16 protein-coding genes and 1 tRNA gene are annotated in these 22,397 nt (G+C 49.7%); 11 read left to right on the top strand and 6 right to left on the bottom strand.

What is annotated here, in order from left to right:
- Positions 1-185 precede the first annotated feature (185 nt).
- The gene (locus tag D2E26_RS00230) at positions 186-1,247 is read right to left on the bottom strand and encodes a homoserine O-succinyltransferase (RefSeq protein WP_125962715.1); all 1,062 of its coding nucleotides are present in this window, start codon (positions 1,245-1,247) and stop codon (positions 186-188) included.
- Between the two features lie 134 nt (positions 1,248-1,381).
- Between D2E26_RS00230 and D2E26_RS00225 the strand changes: the two genes are divergently transcribed.
- Positions 1,382-1,458 (top strand) — tRNA-Met (locus tag D2E26_RS00225).
- A 394-nt stretch (positions 1,459-1,852) separates the two neighbouring features.
- On the opposite strand, the gene D2E26_RS00220 is transcribed toward D2E26_RS00225, so the two are convergent.
- Positions 1,853-4,333, bottom strand: coding sequence for a hypothetical protein (locus tag D2E26_RS00220; RefSeq protein WP_125962714.1), 2,481 nt, complete (start codon positions 4,331-4,333; stop codon positions 1,853-1,855).
- Positions 4,334-4,963: 630 nt separating this feature from the next.
- Here D2E26_RS00220 and D2E26_RS00215 point away from each other — a divergent pair.
- Together D2E26_RS00215 and D2E26_RS00210 are read left to right on the top strand one after the other, a co-directional pair.
- Complete coding sequence (locus tag D2E26_RS00215; RefSeq protein ID WP_125962713.1) at positions 4,964-6,970, top strand: maltotransferase domain-containing protein; 2,007 nt, start codon at positions 4,964-4,966, stop codon at positions 6,968-6,970.
- Positions 6,971-7,118: 148 nt separating this feature from the next.
- Positions 7,119-7,613 (top strand): inorganic diphosphatase, encoded by a 495-nt coding sequence (locus D2E26_RS00210; RefSeq protein WP_125962712.1) that lies wholly within the window; start codon positions 7,119-7,121, stop codon positions 7,611-7,613.
- A 167-nt stretch (positions 7,614-7,780) separates the two neighbouring features.
- On the opposite strand, the gene D2E26_RS00205 is transcribed toward D2E26_RS00210, so the two are convergent.
- Complete coding sequence (locus tag D2E26_RS00205) at positions 7,781-8,566, bottom strand: hypothetical protein (RefSeq protein WP_125962711.1); 786 nt, start codon at positions 8,564-8,566, stop codon at positions 7,781-7,783.
- Between the two features lie 148 nt (positions 8,567-8,714).
- Between D2E26_RS00205 and D2E26_RS00200 the strand changes: the two genes are divergently transcribed.
- The 5 genes from D2E26_RS00200 to D2E26_RS07440 all read left to right on the top strand — a co-directional run bounded on the left by D2E26_RS00200 (position 8,715) and on the right by D2E26_RS07440 (position 15,382).
- Positions 8,715-9,440, top strand: coding sequence for a winged helix-turn-helix transcriptional regulator (locus tag D2E26_RS00200; protein WP_241218803.1), 726 nt, complete (start codon positions 8,715-8,717; stop codon positions 9,438-9,440).
- Between the two features lies 1 nt (position 9,441).
- Entirely contained in the window at positions 9,442-10,104 is a 663-nt protein-coding gene (gene nth / locus D2E26_RS00195; RefSeq protein WP_125962710.1) for an endonuclease III, read from the top strand.
- A gap of 212 nt (positions 10,105-10,316) precedes the next feature.
- Positions 10,317-11,846 (top strand): ABC transporter substrate-binding protein, encoded by a 1,530-nt coding sequence (locus tag D2E26_RS00190; RefSeq protein WP_164515801.1) that lies wholly within the window; start codon positions 10,317-10,319, stop codon positions 11,844-11,846.
- 145 nt (positions 11,847-11,991) lie between these two features.
- Positions 11,992-14,856 carry a valine--tRNA ligase gene (valS, locus tag D2E26_RS00185; protein WP_125962708.1) on the top strand — a complete coding sequence of 955 codons (2,865 nt, stop codon included), beginning with the start codon at positions 11,992-11,994 and terminating at the stop codon, positions 14,854-14,856.
- A 364-nt stretch (positions 14,857-15,220) separates the two neighbouring features.
- A complete protein-coding gene (locus D2E26_RS07440) occupies positions 15,221-15,382 on the top strand; it encodes a hypothetical protein (RefSeq protein WP_164515800.1) in 162 nt (53 codons plus the stop codon).
- 25 nt (positions 15,383-15,407) lie between these two features.
- Here D2E26_RS07440 and D2E26_RS00180 read toward each other — a convergent pair whose 3' ends face one another.
- Complete coding sequence (locus tag D2E26_RS00180) at positions 15,408-15,779, bottom strand: chorismate mutase (RefSeq protein WP_125962707.1); 372 nt, start codon at positions 15,777-15,779, stop codon at positions 15,408-15,410.
- Positions 15,780-15,811: 32 nt separating this feature from the next.
- Positions 15,812-17,833, bottom strand: a complete 2,022-nt coding sequence (gene rho, locus D2E26_RS00175; protein WP_125962706.1) for a transcription termination factor Rho — start codon at positions 17,831-17,833, stop codon at positions 15,812-15,814.
- Between the two features lie 424 nt (positions 17,834-18,257).
- Between rho and D2E26_RS00170 the strand changes: the two genes are divergently transcribed.
- The 3 genes from D2E26_RS00170 (at position 18,258) to D2E26_RS00160 (ending at position 20,422) form a co-directional block, all read left to right on the top strand.
- Positions 18,258-18,866: a hypothetical protein gene (locus D2E26_RS00170; RefSeq protein ID WP_125962705.1), complete on the top strand. Its 609-nt coding sequence runs from the start codon at positions 18,258-18,260 to the stop codon at positions 18,864-18,866.
- Positions 18,867-18,933: 67 nt separating this feature from the next.
- The gene (locus tag D2E26_RS00165) at positions 18,934-19,650 is read left to right on the top strand and encodes a hypothetical protein (protein ID WP_125962704.1); all 717 of its coding nucleotides are present in this window, start codon (positions 18,934-18,936) and stop codon (positions 19,648-19,650) included.
- Positions 19,651-19,705: 55 nt separating this feature from the next.
- On the top strand, positions 19,706-20,422 hold the full coding sequence (locus D2E26_RS00160) for a hypothetical protein (protein WP_125962703.1): 717 nt from the start codon (positions 19,706-19,708) through the stop codon (positions 20,420-20,422).
- A 153-nt stretch (positions 20,423-20,575) separates the two neighbouring features.
- Here D2E26_RS00160 and D2E26_RS00155 read toward each other — a convergent pair whose 3' ends face one another.
- Positions 20,576-22,261, bottom strand: a complete 1,686-nt coding sequence (locus tag D2E26_RS00155) for an NAD(P)/FAD-dependent oxidoreductase (protein ID WP_125962702.1) — start codon at positions 22,259-22,261, stop codon at positions 20,576-20,578.
- Positions 22,262-22,397: the final 136 nt, after the last annotated feature.

Here is a 22,397-nt window from a genome sequence, read left to right as displayed (position 1 = left end):
GTGGCCTACTACGCAGGGATCATTCAAACGGCTGATTGGATTATTAGCCCGCTGGTGGACATGCGCTACACACCAGTTCGGCGTGTCACAGCCATCAGCAAAATCTTCTCTCTGCGCTTCGTTTATTTGTTGATGACAGTTTTACGCCGTGGTATCGGCAATTTCCTAGCTAAAACGCTTCACCATCACAGGTCGGGGGTATGCGTAACACCCCCTTGTGGAACGATTCCGTATTCGCATGCGCCGAATGGAACGAACCTATCTGAACGAGGTGATGCAGGTTCATGACGGACTGAACGATCCGTACCAAGTTGGCCAGTTTCGCGTAATCCCGGGATTCTCGTGATGTCGTATGGCGTTGTCTGGTAGACCCAATGCAGCCAATTTCGCCATAAAAGATTAGCGTGCGCTCTCCACGAAAAGAGGGGCTCAATCGATGGGTCATCATTTGGGAAATAATTCTCAGGAAATGGAACATTCGTCATATGACGCTTGAGATCACGCTCGTACTCTTCTGCAAGCGTGCTGCGTTCATACTCCCAATGACCTAGAGCAAAAACTTCACTGAAATCTTTCGTCGCAATTAATCCAGGACCAGATTGTGGTCCCCATGTCAGCACCTGCAGCTGATCACATGCCGCAATATCCGCCTCATTGACACCAGCCAGACGCGAATGTGGTTGCAAACAGACCTCATCAAAGCCATTTGTTAAGAAGCAATACTCATCTTGCAAGAACTGAGGAAATACACCGAATAGCTTGGTGTCCAAATCGATTTTGCGCACACCATAGCGATGATGCAGTGCAGCCATAGCTCCCCAGCACAAATACATGGTGGAAAACACATGCGTACTCGCCCAGTCAAAAATGCGTACGAGCTCTGGCCAATAATCCACATCTTCAAAAGCCAAGTGCTCAACAGGGGCACCCGTAACCACCAGACCGTCGTAATAATTGTTTTCGAATGCCTCGAGTGGTTCATAGAACTTCACGAGGTGATCAGCACTAACATGCGTGGACTCATGTGTTGACGTACGCATGAAATCAATCTCAACCTGCAGTGGGCTTTTTGAGATCAGACGCAGCAATTGCGTTTCTGTCTCAATCTTCTTTGGCATGAGGTTCAAGATCACGATTTTGAGCGGACGCATATCCTGTCGCTCTGCATCTGGCTGCTCGAGCGCAAAAATGCGTTCAGAGTCAAGGATGGCTCGTGCAGGTAAACCGCTCGGAATAGTAATAGGCATGCCGTCATTATTGCAAACACTGATGTTACAAGGGTGACAATGTTCATTAGGGGGTAAGAAATATGCGCAACACGCCGATTTGACAGGCAGACGAAGCGGCGTAATGTATTAAGAGTTGTCTTCAAGACGACCGACGCGGGGTGGAGCAGCTCGGTAGCTCGCTGGGCTCATAACCCAGAGGTCCATGGTTCAAATCCATGCCCCGCTACCAATACAGAAACCGGAAATCGCAAGATTTCCGGTTTTTTGTTTTTGCAGTCTTGTTCTCGTTGTGCACTACTTATTTCTGTACACCGTTTTCTCCATACACTACGTATCTTGGTACACCATGATCTAGTGCACTTCTATCTCCGCACACTGTTTTTATATGTACTTCTTCTATACGCACCACTACCTGCGCACACCATCATCTCTGCATAAGAATATGTGCCGACGGAAGGCTACTCGTTCTTGAGTAGGCTTCAGCCGGCACACACAACACAACCACTTCTCAAAAGGAGACAGTATTCATTTCAACTGTTTTCTGAACTACGTCGTTTCAGATTACGGTTTCTATGCTTACCGTCAGTAGTCATGATAACCATCCCCCCTTAGCCATATAGCGGTCATCTCGAAATGTGGTTATTTTGTGAAGAAGCCGCATGCCTAGCACGTGATTGAGGTCGCGAAACCCTAAGCAGCAGAACGGCCAACACAGCCAAACTGGCACTCACCATCAGAGCCACTACAGTCGCCGATCCAGTCCGTGCCAACGGTGTTTGTGGCTTTGGTGCCTCTGCTGCCGGCGACGGTTTCGGTTCTGGTTTTGACTCAGGCTCACGAACTTTAACAATTTCGGATTCAACGCCAAGATCATGTGTTGCTAACACATCACCTTCTTGACTCCAGAGCGTTGCTTTCCAATACACCAAGCCCGCTGTTGGCGAGCGCGTTTGCTTACTATGCACGATTTGATCAGTTACTGTTGCATCAACTGCAACATGATCAGAATCGAAAAGCACTGCATTGAGTCCTGGCTCTTCACCTTCTTGTATGGCCTCATAAGCAACAAACGTGACATAAGCTCCTTCTGGCACCTTGCCTTCTACATGTGCTGCATCAGAAAATGGCTCATTAATATCTACTTCTGCCGAACTAACTTGTGTTGATATACGTGGTGCTTGCTCATCTGGCACTGGCTTATGAATCCGCACACGTTCCCATGCATCGTCATATCTGCTCGTTGCTGGTTTTGCGCGTCCATCACCCTTGAAGCTCCAGACAAAAACGTACCAACCTGGATATTCGGCAACTACGGTAACGGGATTACCATGTGCGTCGGTGGATCCTCCGCCGAATTTGATGCGTCCGTTGACTGCAGGCACATCCCACGTGCCAATGAGCTTGTGATGATCATCTTCTTGTGGCACTTCAGCAGTATCTGGTCGATACTGGTCATCCTCACTATCTGAGGCCGTACCGCTTGTAGAGGCGCCGGCCCACCACACACTGACTTGTGCATTTGGCTCATCGGCAGGAACTCGCATAGCTTCACTGCCTTGGAACTCGCCATGATCGTCAGGGAATCCGCGCACTGTAATTACATCCATTAATTCAGTACCAATATGACCCGTGTGCTCAGCAGCTTCTGATTCCACTTCGACTGTACGACGTGTGGAATTTGACTCCTGATGTTCAAGGAATACGGAATTGAAATCTTCAATCAAATACTCTTGAACATGCTCTGGCTGCTGAGCTTTGCTAATCGTCCAAACCCAAGTACCAAATGCAGAATTTTCCGTTGTTTTATATTCTTTGCCATCTGAGGTCAGTGCTGTTGCTCGTTGTGTTTGTTCTGGAGCAGTAAACGTGAGATCAGCATTGGCAACTGGTGTATAACCAGCAGCCTGTATGCGATCCATATAAGTTTGTGTGGATTCATGATCGGCTGGTGCGAATACTTCAGTAAATGCAGATTTTGGCAAACCGTCATAATACGATCCGTGTGCCTGAAGACTGAAGCCTTCTGGCCATGGTTGCCATGCATCTTTGGAGACACTTAAGGCAACATCGTCTTGTACCACTTCCCCAGCCTGGGTAACTGGTTCAACAGCTTGGGTACTTAAGCGTGGCTCAATCATGCCATGTACAGGGAACGACTCCGTTTGTATCGTATCGGCAAATTGAGCACCTCGACGGACGAAGTCTTGGCCACTTTCGACAAACATTATGGAGTATTGATTAGAGACCACATCAACACTGACTGGACCATCGCCTGTAGCTTCCCATTCCACAGTAACTTCAGTATTGAGTGGAGCATGCTGCAACGCTTCTGGCGATGTGCCAACTACACGTGCTGGTCCACGAAGTTGAATGGCGAAATTACCTTCTTCTGGACGCATGCCGAATTGGTTATAGACATTAATTATTGCGTGACCACGGCGCTTGTATTCGTCATATTGCACGTCAATAGACGCATGCGTTGGCACATTACGTTCTGCTTCATTCCAGAGCACTTGCCCGCGCTCATAAGAAGATGCATACACATCTAATGCTGTGTCACGAATGCGATTCCATGCATGGTCATTGCTGTCATTGAAATCAAAATAATCATGGACGAGCCAGCCAATACCACCATGGTTTCTACGATCTTCCTCAGTAATCGAACGCTCTGGCCTGGCATATTTATTGAGCAACCACCCCATTTTTCGCGCTTCAACACTATCTGGCGCTGGTGCTTCAGAAATCACAATAAAGTCTGCATCATTAGCGAATTCACGACAGTAATATGCTTCATTATGCTCATCCGTAGCAAGTCTGCCCATGTAATAGGTATCGTGCAGTATTGCCCCAGCCATGGCCATAGAAAAGTCTTGTGTAATCTGCTTCTCTGCATAAGCCGCTTTTGGCAGTACACCAACCAATATCATGCCAAGTACGGCACCACATGCAGCAATACTGCTCCATTTACGATGACGTGGAGGCGGAGCCGCATGAGCTGCACGTTTATCCGGCGTACTGAACCGAACTAATTGCTGTTGAAGACGCTTGAAAACAGCTTGACTTCGTTGTTTAACATTCACGAGTTTTCCCTTCTTCTCTTGCATACAGCGCACTGACACCAACCCTGTGGTTGTCTGATATCACCGCTGTGTGCAATGTGTTCTTGCTGGCCATACAGGTGACCAGCAAGAAGCGACGCAAGCATGCAACTTCGCTGTGCTTGCACTGGCCCAACCAGTACCCTGAGCATGGCATGGAGCCCTCAGGGTTTGAAAGTGGAAAAGGGTGATGTGGTTAACTGCTCAGTTCGGGCATAGCATTGTGGATAACTCGAAAAGTGCAGATCAAGGGCTGAATCGGATGGGCAACTATAACGCACGAATCAGGCTCAAGGCTATGACTGATTACAACCACATCTAACTGAAAATATTCACATACCCCCTATTAGGTAAATGAACTAAATAAATAGGGCACAAAAGATGGCGGTCGCACCGCGCTACCCCCGTGTACGCAAAATCTGCACAAACCAAGGAAAATCACACAAATTTTGTGGATATCTTTTCACAAATGGGTCCAAAAATTAGGAACTGGCTACTCTTCCTAAGCCATACCCCCTAGAATGAACGGCTGGGAACAAATTTCATTATTCAGAACAGATTCTCAACATCTCACCCTGAACAACGAAATTTTGCAACTCATGAAGTCCACCGCAACATCGAGGTCCATCAATAGCTATGGTTAGGAAAACAGCAGCAACTGAAACTGCACAAGCATCAAAGTCGCAAACTACTCGTACTGCAAAGACGACTAAGACGTCATCTGCCCGCACATCGTCTACGCGCACTGCGTCAGCACGTTCTTCTCACACTGCTGCAACGCGAGCATCAAAATTCAGCCGTGTTGCTGTCTATGATGTAACGCCTCACGCTGAGGCTGGCCACTTCCCTGCTCGCGTGGAACTCGGCGAAGCATTCCGCGTTGAAGCTCATGTCGTAGCAACGGACGCTGTGGTGGGCGCAACCGCATATCTGCTCAATACGCGCGGCAAGATTTTGATGAGCGTTCCAATGACTTCAGGCGACTCCGATACTTCCCTGTTCTCCGGCATGCTGCAAGTTGGCGAACCAACGTCAATTAAGCCATGGCAGGCAGGCTACGATGCTATTGCCAAGCAGCTGGGCTCCTACAAAGTTGCAGTGAAGGGCTGGACCGACGCTTATGTGACTTGGCTCGATTCGATGGCTGATGTCTTCGAAGATCCAACGATGCCACTTACCGATATTCTGGAACGCCAATTCGAGGAAATGGCCCAGATCTTGACGCGTTGGTCGAAGTCTCGCGATGCTAAGCTCACTGCTGCCCAGAAGAAGCTGCTAACCGATGCTGCCAAGACGGTTACTGATACCACGCTGCCAACGGCACAGCGTCTCGAAGCCGTAACCACTGACGACATTAAGCAGCTGCATCTGACGAATCCTCTGCGTGAGGATCTGACGTCAAGCGATGCTAGCGCCATTGTTGTTGAGCGTCCGCAGTCGAGCTTTGCCGCTTGGTATGGCTTCTTCCCAAAGTCTGAAGCTGCTGCACTCAATAGTGAGGGCCAGGCTGACGATAAGCCAGCCACACTTAGTGCTGCATTCACGGGTCTTGAGCGCGCTAAGGCCGAAGGCTTCTCGATTGTGCATCTACACACCTATGCTCCTACGCGCAGCACCGATTATGCCGATCTCAAGGCATTCTGCGATAAGGCACATGAGCTCGATCTTGAAGTCGCTCTGGATGTAACGACCGACCTCATTATTGACAATGACATTCCAAGCAAGCGCCTGCGCACCGTGCATAACGCACTCGATACGAACGAGATTATTGAGCAGTTGCTCAAGGCTGTTGAAGCTGGCGTAACTGCATTCCGCGCTTCTACTACGCTGCGCGGTCTCGATTCGTGGCACGCCATTATTGAAGCCGTAACGAAGAAGCATCCAGAAGTGCTGTTTGCCGCTGAACAGTACGTTGATCCAGCAACGCAGCATGCCCTCGGTTTGGCTGGCTTTAAGCAAAGCGATAGCGAGTTCCACTGGAACTACACGAAGGATGAACTGACTTCGTTCTTGACTGATACCTATAGCACCAAGAGCTTTATTGAACATCGTTCGTTCTGGCCAAGCACGTATCAAGTGCTTACCGATTACTTGCGCGATAACGGCGCTACGGGTTATGCAATTCGTGCCGTACTCGCTGCTATGGGCTCGCCAAGTTGGGGCATTATGGCCGGATACGAACGTGTGGAGAATGAGCAAAGCGCCGAAGGCCAAGCTCCAGCTATTGATGAATCAGAAAATATTATTGTGCGTGAATGGCCAGAACAGCCAGACGCAGGCATTGCCAAGCTGATTCAGACGCTGAACCAGGTCCGCGCTGAGCACGTGAGCTTGCGCAGCTTCCATAACCTGACGATTCTGCCGACGAATAACACGTTTATGCTCGCGCTCGTGCGTCACACCCCAGCCGAGCTGACGGGAACAGGCAAGCCGGACACCGTTATTGTTTGTGTCAATCTCGATACGAATAATGCTCAGCCAGCCAATGTTCATATTGACCTGCCATCGCTCGGTCTGCCTACGGATAAGCCGTTTACAGTTAAGGATGAGCTGACGGGTCAGCAGTTCGAGTGGAGCTGGGATAACTACGTTTCGCTCGCCCCTTGGGCAGATGTGGCTCATATTCTGTCGGTTCAGTACTGAGTCAAGCTCGTCTCGGTACTGTACAGACCCCAGTTCAGTACCAAATTTCAACTGAATTTCACGCTGCGCCCCCGTTTCGGTAGGGCGCAGCGCGTAATGTGGGCCTCACTAAACTAAGTTCAATCTTTGGCATGAAGGAGAACCCAACATGGCAGAAACGTTCAACGTCGTTGTGGAAATTCCTCGCGGCTCCAAGAACAAGTACGAAGTCGACCAGGAGTCGGGCCGCGTGTTCCTTGACCGCACGCTGTTCACTTCGATGGGCTACCCAGATGATTACGGCTACATTGAGGGCACGCTGGGCGAAGATGGCGATCCACTCGATGCACTCGTGATGGTTTCCAACTCCGTGTTCCCAGGCTGCGTCATTGAGTGCCGCGCTGTTGGTATGTACCACATGGTCGACGAAGAAGGCGGCGACGACAAGATCCTGTGCGTGCCAGCTGACGTGCGTTACGACTCGATCAAGAACATCGAGGATGTTTCCGAGTTCCACAAGGCTGAGATCAAGCACTTCTTCGAGCAGTACAAGGCTCTGGAGCCAGGCAAGGAAGTTATGCCAGGCGATTACTGGACGGGCATCGATGACGCTAACAAGGTCATCAAGGAAGCTCGTGAGCGCCTCGCTGCTTCTGAGAAGTGAGTAACGTCTTATTACAACAGTTACGTTCGTAAGTAACTCGTTATACGAAGAAACCCGCCGTGCGTTGTGCATTGGCGGGTTTCTTCTTTTTTATTTCTCGTAAACGCTCTTGAGGTTCACGGTTGCAGCATTAGGCTCACCGTGCTGGAACCAAGTTGCTTGTGTGTTCAGCCCCAGATCGTAATCACTACGGCGCCAAGACCAACAACGGCGCCCGTGAGCATAACTGGCAGCATAGCCATACCGAGCCATGGCAGATGGAAATGCTTGGCAATGTGCACATCGTGGTGCCAAATATACGTTGCTGCAGCCAAGGCAATAATGACACCAACGCAAATAATGGCCAGCAGAAGCACCGAAATATGCAGTGCCGTAGAGCCATCATCCTGAGCAATGCCGAAGTTCTGCAGCACATATGGCAGGAAGCACCAGCCCGTGCTCAATACGCAGCTTGCGCTTAATGCAACATCAGCACCAATGTGCTCAATGAGCTCAGTGCGCTGTTCGCGCATCATTTGGCGAATAAAGTCAATAACAATCACGGCTACGAGCACGCTGGCAACGCCTGCTACCCATGTGCATGGTCGCTCCGTGAAAATGTGGTTGTGCTGAGCGGCACCGTGCAGTGCAATAACGTCACCAATAATTGGCGAGGTAGCGAACACTAAAGCAAACAGTGCTGCAATAGCAGCAATAGCGCGGCCCGAGGCATTAACGCGCAATGGGCTCGTAAACGCTTCAATAACAACAAGCGCCACAACTGCTGTTGATACAAACGTCACAGCCACTGAATTCATTTGAGCGCCAGAACCCATAGGGATTAAAGAAATCAGCACGAGAATTGCATAAGCGACTGCCTGCGCTGCGATCAACCAAATATACGGCTTACGATCAGCTGGGCCTGTAACCGTAATCGGTGAGCCTGCAGCTTGTTCGGGTTCAGTCGATGCCATAACGCGTTCCTTCCTGATGTAATGCTCACCAATGTAGTAGGGCGCCCCCACATCATTTTGTTCAAAATATATTCCGCAGAGCAATGAAATACTGTAAAACGATTACACTTAACCCATAGAGCGGCCTAGATGCTAGGCATTTCGTTCCATGAGGGGGTTCGGCAATATGGATTTAACGCTGATGACGCTTGCTGAGGATCCGGCATCAGTTCTTCCTTCGCTGGCCTTGCTCTCCCATCGTGTTCGTGTGCTGCCTATGGATGCAGCAAGCATTGTCAAAATGCCGGAAGACACGATTCTGATTCTTGATGCGCGTGATGATTTAGCAACTGCTCGCACGCTATGCAAACTGATTCCAGCTTCGGGTTTGCTTATTCCTATTGTGCCTGTGCTCACCGAAGGTGGCTTCACTGTAGTCAATGCTGACTGGGGCGTGGCTGATGTCATTGTGAATACAGCTTCACCAGCAGAAGTTGAAGGACGTCTCAAGCTCGTTTCAGAGCGAGATATTTCTGCACTGCACCGCGCTCATGGCAATGGCGATAGCGGCGAAGACGGCACAATTCGTTGTGGTGATCTGGTGGTGGATACCGATGGTTATACGGCATCAATGCATAGCCAGCCACTTGATTTGGCCTACAAAGAGTTTGAACTGCTCAAATATTTGGTGCAGCATCCAGGCCGCGTATTTACTCGTGCACAGCTATTGCAAGAAGTGTGGGGTTACGACTACTACGGCGGTACTCGCACCGTTGATGTGCATATTCGTCGCCTACGAGCCAAATTAGGTGGCGAATACGAGCATCTGATTGGAACTGTGCGTAACGTCGGATACCGATTCGACCCACCAGAGCAAGAAAGCGACGAAAGCTGATATGGCACGAGAATCGAAGAAAGCGCGTTTGCAGCGTATGCAAGGTGAATACCAATTGCTATGCGAAGAGATTCCTCATCCAAAATGCGCGCTGAACTTCGAAACTCCATTTGAATTGCTTGTTGCTACTGTGCTCAGTGCACAATGCACCGATAAGCGCGTGAATGAAACCACTCCTGCCCTATTCAAGGCATATCCAACGCCTCAAGCTATGGCTCAAGCTGATGTTGATGATGTTGAAAACATTATTCATTCACTCGGCTTCTACCGCGCAAAAGCACGCAATATTGTTATGTTGTCGCAGGATTTGGTCAATGAATTTGATGGCCAAGTACCGCAGGATATGAAGGATTTAACGAGCCTTCCTGGCGTTGGTCGTAAAACAGCCAATGTGGTACTCGGTAATGCATTCCATGTTCCTGGCTTCCCTGTTGATACGCACGTTATTCGTGTGACTTCGCGTTTGCATTGGCGTGACGACTGGAACGATAAAAATGCAACGCCAGAGCATATTGAGCAAGAAATAACAGCGTGCTTCCCGCCAAGCGAATGGGTGGATCTGTCGCACCGTCTGATTCTGCATGGCCGTTATATTTGCAAGGCTCGTAGGCCATTGTGCGAGCAGTGCCCACTCAATCAGACGTGTCCAAGTTCATTGGTCTGAGATCGTTTCCAAACACCTTGGCTTGTTTCTTATGCAATCAGTGCATTCGTTCGCTCTTTGCGCCATAGTTATTTTGTTAAAAGAAATAACAATTGCCCCAAGATGGGTGTTGAAGCCGCATTATGGCTTAATTCCTCGGATTTGATGTAATTTTCATAGTTACAACTTACGAATTCTTCTCATTAATCACGCCCATCACTACAATGGGGCGCATGAGTAAGAAGGAAGAACGTACGGGTTGGGGTCGCTGGGCTCTTTTTGCGGCAATTCTCGCCATTATGGCTCTGCTCTTTTCCATCGGTTTCTCGATGGTACGCAGCTCAGCACCTGATACCGGTGTCACTGCCGTTGAATCTGATTCCACATTTGTTATTGGTTTAACTGACCGTCCTTCTTCGCTTGATATTCGTACGAACAAAGAGACTTCTGTTGAACAAGCACTGCTTGCCAACGTCTATGAATCGCTCGTCAAGCGCAATAACGATAACGACGTGGTTCCAGGCATCGCAAAAGAATGGTCAATTTCCAACGACGGCCTGACGTACACGTTTAAGCTTGATAGCAATGCTCGTTTTGCTTCTGGTCGTGAGCTGAATTCAAGCGACGTTGTGTGGTCACTTGAGCAGATTGTGCGCAACCACTGGCAGGGTGCTGATGCGTTAGCACAGCTCCAGTCGGTGAAGAATCCAGACGATCAAACCGTGGTTATTAAGCTCGCTGAGCCAAATGCTGCACTGCTGCGTTCACTCAGTGGCCGTGCAGGCATTGTGTACAACCCATCGGAATCGAAGCTGAATTACGAGAACGAAGCAGCTGGCTCTGGTCCGTTCTTTGTGGCCTCATATAACGAAGACTCAATTGTGCTTAAGCGCAATACTCGCTACTGGGCTAAGCCTGCTCAGGCTTCGCAGATTACGCTCAAGTATTTTGATAACGAATCAGCCCTAGTTGATGCAGTTAATGACGATTCGGTCAATATGGCTCTGCCAACGCGTGCTTCATCTATTGAAGATGCGGTGAATAATCCTGTGTTCAATGTGGCAACTGGCGTCAGTGCACAGCAGGTTATTGTGGGCTTCAACAACGAGAACAAGTCGATTCTGTCTGATGAGCAGGTTCGCCAAGCCGCTCGTTATGCCATTGATACGAAGACCATTGCCGAAACAATGAAGGATGCTTATAGCGCTTTGGGCGGTCCTATTGGCCCACTCGAACCAGGCTATGAGGATCTGACTGACTTGTTCCCACATGACGTTGCTAAGGCACGTCAAATGTTGAGCTTCTTCCCTGCTGGCTATGTTGGCACCATTGATTTCTTGGTGCCTCCTCGCTATGAGGATCTCGGCAAGATGGCAACGCAGAATCTGCAAGAAGCTGGCTTCCAGGTGTCTATGGAAGTCGTTGATTCTGGTTTGCTGCAATCGCGTATTGATAATGGCGATTACGATATGGCCATTATGCAGCTTATTGGCCAGTACTCGTACCGCCAGTTCACGACGCCTGACTCGGTATTCCATTACACGAACGCTCATGCTCAGGATGAGTACAAAGCAGCTTTGCGCAGCACGAATGCCACCGATTACGACAAGCATTTGGCCGCCTTTGCACGCGTTGCTTCTGAGGATGCAGCAAGTGCATGGCTGTATACGCGCAAGGATTTCGTCATTTCTAAGGCAAGGCTTTCGGGATACCCAACAACAATGACGGCAACGTATTTGCCGCTTGCTGATTTAACGCGATAATCGCGAATACTGTACCGAATCGCTTGAGAGAGGTTAGCCCAGTGCCCGCCTCTTTCAAGCGATTTGTTGTACCCCCGGAAATCGTTGAAATATAGCGCTAAACTGAGCCCGAAAATGTCATCAGCGGGCCATAAACTAGCTAACTATGACTGAAAGCCGTAATATCTCTATTTCCGCGAACCTGACCGCGCTTCCTGACAGGGTGAGCGTGGACGGTCTCGAGAACAAATGGGGTGAGCAGTGGGACGAACAGCAGACCTACGCTTTCCAGAACTCTCGCGATCGTAAGGCTGTGTACTCAATCGATACGCCGCCTCCAACCGTCTCCGGCAGCCTGCACGTCGGACACGTGTTCTCTTACACTCACACCGACGTTATCGCACGTTTCAAGCGTATGTGCGGTTACGATGTGTTCTACCCAATGGGCTGGGATGATAACGGCCTGCCTACGGAACGTCGTGTGCAGAACTACTACGGCGTGCGCGTTGATACGTCGCTGAAGTACGATCCAGATTTCAAGCCACCATACGAGGGCACTGAAGGCAAGAAGATCAAGGCCAAGGATCAGGTCCCGATCTCTCGTAAGAACTTCATTGAACTGTGCGAGAAGCTGACGGCTCAGGATGAGAAGCTGTTCGAAGCTCTGTGGCGTAAGCTCGGCCTCTCGGTGGACTGGAAGCAGACGTATCACACGATCGGCCGCCACCCTCAGCGCGTGGCACAGAAGGCTTTCCTGCGTAACCTGGCTCGTGGTCAGGCATACCAGAAGGAAGCTCCTGGTCTGTGGGATGTGACGTTCCAGACTGCAGTGGCTCAGGCAGAGCTCGAGTCGCGTGAATACCCTGGCTTCTATCACAAGATTGCTTTCCACTTCGAAGATGGCACGCCTCTCTACATTGAGACGACGCGTCCAGAACTGCTACCTGCTTGCGTGGCTCTGATTGCTCACCCAGATGACGAGCGCTACCAGCAGTACTTCGGCAAGTTCGTGTACTCGCCTCTGTTCAACGTCAAGGTGCCTGTGCTGGCTCACCCAGCTGCTGAGAAGGACAAGGGCGCCGGCATCGCTATGTGCTGCACGTTCGGCGACGTTACCGATGTGCAGTGGTGGCGTGATCTGCACCTGCCTACGCGCTCGATTATTCAGCGCAACGGCCGCATCGTTATGGACACTCCTGACTGGATTGAGGACGAGAAGGGCCGCGAGATCTTCGCTCAGATGGCCGGTAAGACGACGTTCTCTGCCCGTAAGGAAGTTGTTGAGCAGCTCCGTGAGTCCGGTGATCTGGACGGCGAGCCAAAGCCAACGACTCGTATGACGAACTTCTATGAGAAGGGTGACAAGCCACTCGAAATTGTCACGTCTCGTCAGTGGTATCTCGAGAACGGCGGTACGAACGCTGATCTCAACGCTAAGCTCATCGAGCGCGGCAAGGAACTCAACTTCCACCCTGATTTCATGCGCGTGCGTTACGAGAACTGGGTGAACGGTTTGAACGGAGACTGGCTGATTTCTCGCCAGCGCTTCTTCGGTGTTCCATTCCCACTGTGGTATCCAGTAACTGCTGAGGGTGAGCCTGATTATGAGCACCCTCTGACGCCATCTGAGGATGTGCTGCCAATCGATCCTGCAATCGATGTGCCTGAAGGCTACACCGAAGAGCAGCGTGACCAGCCTGGTGGCTTCACTGCTGAGCAGGACATTATGGATACGTGGGCAACCTCTTCGATGACGCCACAAATTGTGACGCATTGGGAAGAGCCAAGCGACGAAGACAAGGCTCTGTTCAAGGCTACGTTCCCTATGGATCTGCGCCCTCAGGGTCAGGACATCATTCGTACGTGGCTGTTCAGCTCTGTGGATCGTGCACAGCTTGAGAACAACTGCCTGCCATGGGCTAATACGACGCTTTCTGGTTGGATTCTTGATCCTGACCACAAGAAGATGAGTAAGTCCAAGGGCAACGTCGTGGTGCCAAGCCAGCCAATCGAGAAGTACGGCGCTGATGCAGTTCGTTACTGGGCTGCTTGCGCACGCCTCGGCCTCGATGCAACGTACGACGAAGGCCAGATGAAGATCGGTCGTCGTCTTGCTATTAAGCTGCTCAACGCTACGAAGTTCGCTCTGGCTATTGGCCGCGAAGACGAAGAGCACCACGTTTCCGAGCCAGCAACGGCTGTTTGGAACCCAGAAGACGTGACCGAGCCACTCGATCGCGCTGCTATGGCCAAGATGGCTCTTGTGGTTCGCGAAGCAACGCTGTTCCTTGAGAACTACGAGCACTCGAAGGCTCTTGAGACGATTGAAAGCTACTTCTGGCAGTTCTGCGACGACTATATTGAGCTCGTCAAGAACCGTGCTTATGGCACGCCAGATGCTCATGGCAATACGCCATCTGAGGCTGCTATTAAGTCGGCTCGTACGGCACTGGGCATGGGCCTTGACGCATTCGCACGTCTGCTGGCTCCATTCCTGCCATACGCAACTGAAGAAGTGTGGAGCTGGATGCACGCAGGCGAAGGCTCTGTGCACCGTGCACCATGGCCAAAGCCACTGCCATACGCAACGGCTGCATTCCAGGTCTCCCCTGATCTGCTGGCTAACGCTGGTCAGGCTCTGGCTGCTCTGCGTGGCATCAAGTCGAAGGCAAAGGTGTCTATGAAGACGCCAATCCTTTCGGTCACGCTTGCTGTGGATCCTGCTGTGCGCGAGTCGATTAAGGCTGCTCTGGGTGATATTGCTCAGGCTGGCCGCGTTATTGGTGACTTCTCGCTCGAGAACGCTTCTAACGTGATGAACCGCCTGCAGAACGAAGGCTCGAACGCTGTTGCTAATGCAGTAAAGGATGCTGCTGAAACTGTGGCTGATGCTGCAGCTGGTTTGGTTGGCATTGCTACGGGCGCTGTTGAGTCCGCTGCTGATGCAGCAAACGACGCAGAAGCTGCTGTTATTACTGTGGCTGAGAGCGTTCTTGGCGAGCCTCCTGCAAAGAAGCCAAAGAAGAAGTGATTACACTTCGCTAGCTCTTGTATGAGATAGCAACTGATAAACCGGCGCTATAGCAACTATGGCGCCGGTTTTTTGTATGCAATGTTGCATGAAACATGATTCCATGCATGAAAATGAAACAGATGAAAACATGACGCATTGACTTATTGCGCAATGTTTGCGCTCATATTCCATGTTGTGTCAGCACTGTTTCATATGTTGCAGACGTTACTCAGAATTCATCTCATAATAAGAATTGAATTTTGTGTGAGAGATACGGTGATCGAAAATATCTGTAGAACTCAGTTACATAACTCAGTTCTCGATGTTCAGATGGTTTTCCACTGAAACATTAGGCCACAACAAATCTAGGTAAGGATTCACTATGGCTGCATCCGAGTTTTCTGAATTTGTTAGTATTGCCCTGTTTATTGCTGTTGTTATTGCACTTGTTGGAATCTCTGTGTATTTGATGTGCACCCCACGTAAAGAGAAGGTAGCATCATCATCGTCAGAGACCTCGCAATCAGGCGATCCTCAACAATAAATAGCGCTCTGTTATCAAAGCGTAATCACGCAAAAATATCAAGAATACCTGCATCGCCACCAGCGTCTGCAATGCGCTGGTGGCGTTTCTTTGCCTCAGTCACCACGAATTCGCGATACAGCTCTGCAATTTCTGGATCGAGTCCAACTTCTTGAGCGATGCGATGTAAACGTTCGATTTGTGCATGTTCGCGCTGATAATCAGCTGGTGCGAAGCCTGCACGAGCCTTTAATAGGCCTACTTGGCCGGTATAACGGAAGCGTTCTGCCAGCATGGCAAGAATAGCCATATCAACGTTATCAATCGATTGACGCAGCGAAGTAATACGAGCAACTACTTCACGAGTTTCCTCATCTTGCCAATCAGCTTGATCGTCAATAACGGTCTCTTCTGCCATGCTTTGCTCCCGCACTATTGGGCGATAATCGCTCAGTTATTGTTATTGCTATTACCGCGACCCATTGTTGCAAAGAAATCACGGTTCGTAGCCGTCTTACGCAGACGAGGAACAAGCGTCTGATAAGCCTGCTCAGCATCAAGGCCGCCAAGCAAACGACGCAGACCGTAAATCAGTGGCAGTTCCTTTGGATCGGTAATCAGCTCTTCGCGGCGCGTACCCGAAGCGTTAATATCAACTGCTGGGAACAGGCGCTTATCAGCAAGCTCACGGCTCAGGCGCAGCTCCATGTTGCCCGTGCCCTTGAACTCTTCGAAAATAACCTCATCCATCTTCGATCCCGTCTCAACCAGAGCCGAAGAAATAATCGTCAGCGAGCCACCGTTTTCGATGTTGCGTGCGGCACCGAAGAACTTCTTTGGTGGGTACAGAGCCTGAGCATCAACACCACCAGACAGAATACGACCCGAAGCAGGGGCTGCAATGTTATAGGCACGAGCCAAACGCGTCATCGAATCGAGCAGCACAACAACATCCTGACCCAATTCCACAAGGCGCTTTGCGCGTTCGATAGCCAGCTCAGCCACAGTCGTGTGATCAGAAGCAGGACGATCGAACGTCGAAGAAATAACTTCACCCTGGACCGTACGCTCCATATCGGTGACCTCTTCTGGTCGCTCATCAACGAGCACAACCATCAGATGCACTTCAGGGTTATTCACTGCAATCGAGTTAGCAATGTTCTGCAGCGTAATTGTCTTACCAGCCTTTGGAGGCGACACAATCAGACCACGCTGACCCTTACCAATTGGGGAAACAATATCGATAAGACGGCCAGTCAGATGCTTGGCATCGGTTTCCTGAACCAGACGCTCCTGTGGGTACAGTGGCGTCAGCTTCGAGAACTCTGGACGGTTTGCAGCTTCTTCAACGCTCATGCCGTTAATCGAAGTAATCGACTGCAGTGGAACGAACTTCTGGCGTGCATTGCGATGTTCACCCTCGTGAGGTGGACGAATCGTACCCTGCACAGCATCGCCCTTACGCAGGCCATACTTCTTAATCTGGCCCATCGAAACATACACATCGTTTGGACCAGGCAGGTAACCCGAAGTGCGCACGAATGCATACGATTCGAGCACATCAACAATACCTGCTACTGGAACGAGCTCTTCAGCATTGTGCTCTTCGCGCTCAACGCGGTTATTACGACGGTTATTGCGATCATTATTCTCGTCACGCATAGCGTTACGACGGTTCATGCGTTCGCTACGATCGTTGCGCTCATTGCGCTCGTTACGATCCTCGCGATCGAAATCATCGCGATTGCGACGACGGCGATCATTGTTATGCATGCGCTCTTCGTTACGGTGCAAATTGCGGCCGCGACGCGACACAGTCGTTTCATTCGAACGTTCGCTATCGCCCTCACGCACTGGCAGAGCGGCAAGAATATCATCAAGACCATCATCAGCCACACGGTTACGACTTGCACGACGGTTCTCGTGCTGATCATGGTTGTGCTGTGCTTCAAGTGCACGGCGGCGGCGCTGAACACCTGGACGCACATCGTTTTGTTCCTTCGACAGCATGCCGAAAGCGTCCTGAGCTGCTTCGCTTGCAACTTCTTCAATCAGGGCTTCACGGCTGCTCATTTCGCGACGCTTACCGCGCACGCGACGGGACAGCACCGTATTACCTTCTTGATCAGCATCGCGACGGTTTTCTTCGCGACGGCTCTCTTCACGACTGCTGTTGTCATTGCTTTCTGCACGACGGCCACGCTTTGGTGCCTTGGAATCTGGGTGCACAGCAACAAAAGAATTCATCTCTGCAGATTCTTCAGCAGAAGCTGCAGCGGATTCATTAGAAACGGCCTTGTTACCGACCTTAATTGACACACCTTCTGGCACAGCTGCACCAGAGCGGGCTGCTTCAAGTACCTCTACCAGCTTGTCCTTACGCAGCGTCGAAGTACCACGAAGGCCCATCTGCTTTGCAAGCTCCTTGAGCTCAGGCAGTTTCATATCATTGAGATTCTGGCTAGTTGCCACAGGTATGCCTTTCTTTTGCCATATACAAAAGATTCCCTTTGTATGGCTGAAAAAAGAGTACTACGAGAGAAATCTCTCGTTTGGAAAACCATCACGCGCAAAAACCGTTGCGTGATGAACTGACTCATACCATACATCAACTATGCGACTGAGTACATATATTTCATATATTCTGCTCATATTTTACAAATAAAAGGTTTTCAGGCACTTTTCGACTGTGCATAACGGCAAATATGCGATAATGAAATTACATGTTGAACGACCAACATCGCAGTGAAGCTATCAAGCGTTGAAGCTTACCTACTGCATATTCCAGCAAAGCTGCTGTTTGCAGTTGTTCTGAGATTGGAGCAATACTATGCGTGTATTCAATCGTTATCAATGTGCTGCATTACTGACCTCATGTTGTGTTGTATGCAGCTGTTTGACTGCAACAGCACAGGCAGCTCAGTCGTATCAAACACCGCAATATACACAATATGGTTGTGCGCGGGAGATGGAAAATACAACAAAGCGCAGCATACAAACATTTACTACTGCTGATCAGAGCATTCAATTTGAAATTTGTCTTGCAATTGATCAACCAGATCATCGATATCCTGGATCAGTACAAGGCCCTCATTCAATATTTTGGCCAATTGATGCCACAGTGCATCAGATAACGGCTCCAGCGCTGAGCACGGTAACTATAGAACCGTTCATGGCTGTCCAAGCAACAGCAGTAAAACCATCGCGCTTGGCATTAGGATTTACCCCATATAATGCAAAACCGCAGTCTGCCGTATTTTCAGAATTCATATCAAAAACTGGAGAACCGAGTTTCTACCGTAGTCTTCGCGAGATAATGCTCGTTCAATCGCAGCACTATCAACTTCCGAAGAACTGGAAGCTTGCAGAAGCTGTTGTCGAAACACAAGCCGCTCATGATTGCATCGAAATTTCAGCTATGTCTATGAATCTCGCGTTGCTTATTAGAGTGCCAAATTCCACTGCATCGCTCCTGAAAGTTTTTAGCATTCGAGGAACACTCTAAATTCACTCGCATTCATTATTTCGGCACAGAGTTCTATCTCATGCCAGAACCACATAAGGAGAATATTATGGTCACCACATACAGCACATCAAAAACAAGCAAGTTTAGTAGCTGCAAACACACCGTTCAAACCATTGGCCTACGTGGCATCGCTGTGCTTGCTTCATGCTGCTTCGCAGCAGGAATTCTGCCTGCAAGTGCAAATGCAACTACCAATGCATTATCAAATCAAGCAACAACGTTTACACCTGAATATACGGAATACGGTTGTGTAAAAAAACTTAAATCAGGTGCTCGTCGAACCACGTCTCAACAGCTGCATTACAAAGTATGCATGGCAAGCAAAAAAGTGTTAGACGAATATAAGGAGGGCTGGCATGTCATGAGCTGGTCAGTTGATACAACCGCTGATAAAGTCCCTGAACAAGACATAGATTGGTTGAAAGTCACACCAACAATGGATATATCAGTTGGTTCTGCGTCTGGCTCCTCTGTTGTTCTGGCATACGGCACCTGTCCTGGCTGCGCTTATAACCAAGTATTCTCAGGCAAGGTCAATGACAATAGCACCGTATCAACTACATCCACTGAGATACCAGTGACTCCTCCTGATCATTATGAACTGCCAATCACGAGTGGCTTCATTACTGTCAAAGTTCAGTTACAAGACGATAAAGATCTCGTAGAACTCACTCAAGTTCGTACAAAACTGAGAATTCATGTGAAAAAAGCAAACTGGCCAACCAATCGTTGGACTACACAAGTGCATTCTGCCGAGTTGTAAGAACGAATGACGGCACAGCATTTATTGTCGTGCCAGTATCAACAAAGGAAATATTATGTCCACTCTATTGAGCAACTTCACAAGCTCATGTGGCTGTAGCAACAATCGTAAGCTCAACACTACTGTGCTGCGAGGTATTGCTGTTGGTGCAATTTGTTGTTGTATAACAGGTATTCTGCCTACTGCTGGAGCTATGGCGTCAACACAAACTTCAGCACTCAACAGTTTTGAGCCACAGTATACCGACCATGGTTGTGTACGTGATCTTGGAGAAACTGCTACACGCACCTTTAGAAGTTTAAATGTGTATAAAACCTGCTTAGCAACAGAAAAAGTATTAGATGAATACAGAGCTGATGGATGGCACGTGAGGAGTTGGAGAGCTGATATCAGCACTGATTGGGATCAAACCATAGGCGTTAAGTGGTTCAAGGTTGCACCCGCTATGGATATTTTGGCTGGTAGTAGGTCTGACTCGTACATCATTATGGGGTATGGCAAAACTCCCGGAGATACATCATCACAGCGCTTCTCAGGCGATATTGATGAAAAAGGCAGGGCATCAACACTATTCGATGAACGTCCAGCTGGTTCTCTTGAACACTATGAGCTTCCCGATAATTACCAATATATTTCGGTACAAACTCGGCATAAGAACCGCCACGATTTAGTAGACTTCATTTCGGTTCGATTAAAATACAAAGTTCATTTTCAACAAGAAGATCGAAGATCAGGCATCTATACTACGCACATTCATAACGCCAATTTGTAGCATCAGCAGAAATAAAAACATTGCTCAACGTACGATGAGCAGTGATACCAAAAAAGGCCCGCCAAAAAGCGGGCCTTTAGTATACACAGCAGTAGTACCACGTCGGTGACATCACCATATTGGTGACATCACCATATTGGTGACATCAGTGCGTCACTTGGACTCGTGGTAGGACTTGTCGGTGTTCACCGACCAAACGTTGTCCTTGCTCTCCTTGTGCTCGTGGATGTTGTTCACAGCCTCAATAGCCGTAGCCATCGAGTGATCCATGTTGTTGTAACGGTGCTGACCGTTACGACCCACGCAGTACAGGTTGCCGAACGAATCAAGGTAGTTGACGAGTTCAGGCATCTGAGCATACGTATCGAAGTATGCAGGGTAAGCCTTCTTGACGCGCTCACGGTGTGCATCGAGCACATCGTCTGGGCCAGAAATAACGCCCATGCGAGTCATTTCCTGAATGGCAAACTTGCGAGCTTCTTCATCGCTGAGGTTCCAGAAAGCGTCACCTTCGGTGCAGAAGTACTCGAGGCCAATCCACACGGTGTCGTCAACATCCTTGACCAGGTATGGGCTCCAGTTGTTGAAGATCTGGATACGGCCGACCTTGTAGCCAGGATCCTGCACGTAAATCCAGCAATCTGGCACGATTGGTGGGTTGCCGAGCGTAGGAATATCAGTCGTATTCTTCAGGCTGAGCTTCTTGACGAGCAGACCAACAGTCACGAAGTCGCGGTAAGGCAGGCCTTCAGCCACTTCCTTCATTTCTGCAGGAACTTCAGTTTCCGATGTGTCAATAGCCTCAACAAGGTCCTTGACTGGCATCGAAGACATGAACGTATCAGCCTTGAGCTCCGTACGCTTGCCGTCTGGGGACTCGTACACCACCGAGGAAATTGCACCGTTTTCGGTGTTCACCTGCACAACCTTGGCGCCCGTAATAACCTTGGCACCAGCGTTACGTGCGTTGCGTTCAACAGTCTCCCACAGCTGGCCTGGGCCGAGCTTTGGATACCAGAACTCTTCGATCAACGAAGTCTCAACTTCAGCGTTACTACGCTTCTTTGGCATCAGCTTCTGGAAAGCGTTCTTGAGCACGCCCATAATCGACAGGCCCTTAACGCGCTGCGAACCCCAGTCAGCCGAAATCACCGATGGGTGACGACCCCAGAGCTTCTCGGTGTAACCCTCGAAGAACATCGAGTAGAGCTTACGACCGAAACGGTTGATGTAGAAGTTTTCCAGATTGTCTTCTGGCAGCTTGTGAATAACCGACTTCAGGTACGAGAAACCTGCCTGCAGCGTCAGCTTTGGACCCATTGCCTTCAGCGTGTTCATGCTCAAGGAAATTGGGTAATCAAGGAAGTGCTTGTTCCAGAAAATACGGGAGACGCGGTGACGCTTGAGCATCACTTCATCGGTCTTCTCTGGATCTGGACCGCCTGGCTCGAGGTCGCGCTTACGACCGAGCTTCTTATCGTCATACGAAGGTGCGCCCTGCAGTGGCAGCGTCTCACGCCACCAATCCATAATGCGCTCGTCCTTCGAGAAGAAACGGTGGCCACCAATATCCATACGGTTGCCGTTGTACTTCACGGTACGAGCGATGCCGCCGAATTCCTTAGTCTCTTCGAGCACTGTCACGTCGTAGCGCTCAGCGCCACCGTTCTTGACAAGCTCCCATGCGGCCGTCAAACCAGCAGGGCCGCCGCCAATAATGACGATCGACTCCTTGCTTGCTGCATCCTGAGAATCAGCCTTCTGGGCTGGCTGCTCGGATGGTGTTGATTTACTCTGCGACACTAGGGGATCTCCTTTACCCTGACGCACTCTTCTCATTCAGATTGCTAGTAATCATGCTTACGCAAAACCGCAGCATGCATAAGTCATTCATATGTATATAGGCAGCCAAAAATACGGCGCTATACACAGTCCTTCATGACATAATAGGCCGTAGCGTGCACACTGCGGACGA

The organism is Bifidobacterium dolichotidis, from assembly GCF_003951975.1.
Lineage (GTDB): Bacteria > Actinomycetota > Actinomycetes > Actinomycetales > Bifidobacteriaceae > Bifidobacterium > Bifidobacterium dolichotidis.
The sequence above is the reverse complement of the archived record's forward strand: the minus strand, read 5'-3'. Positions and strand labels throughout refer to the sequence as shown.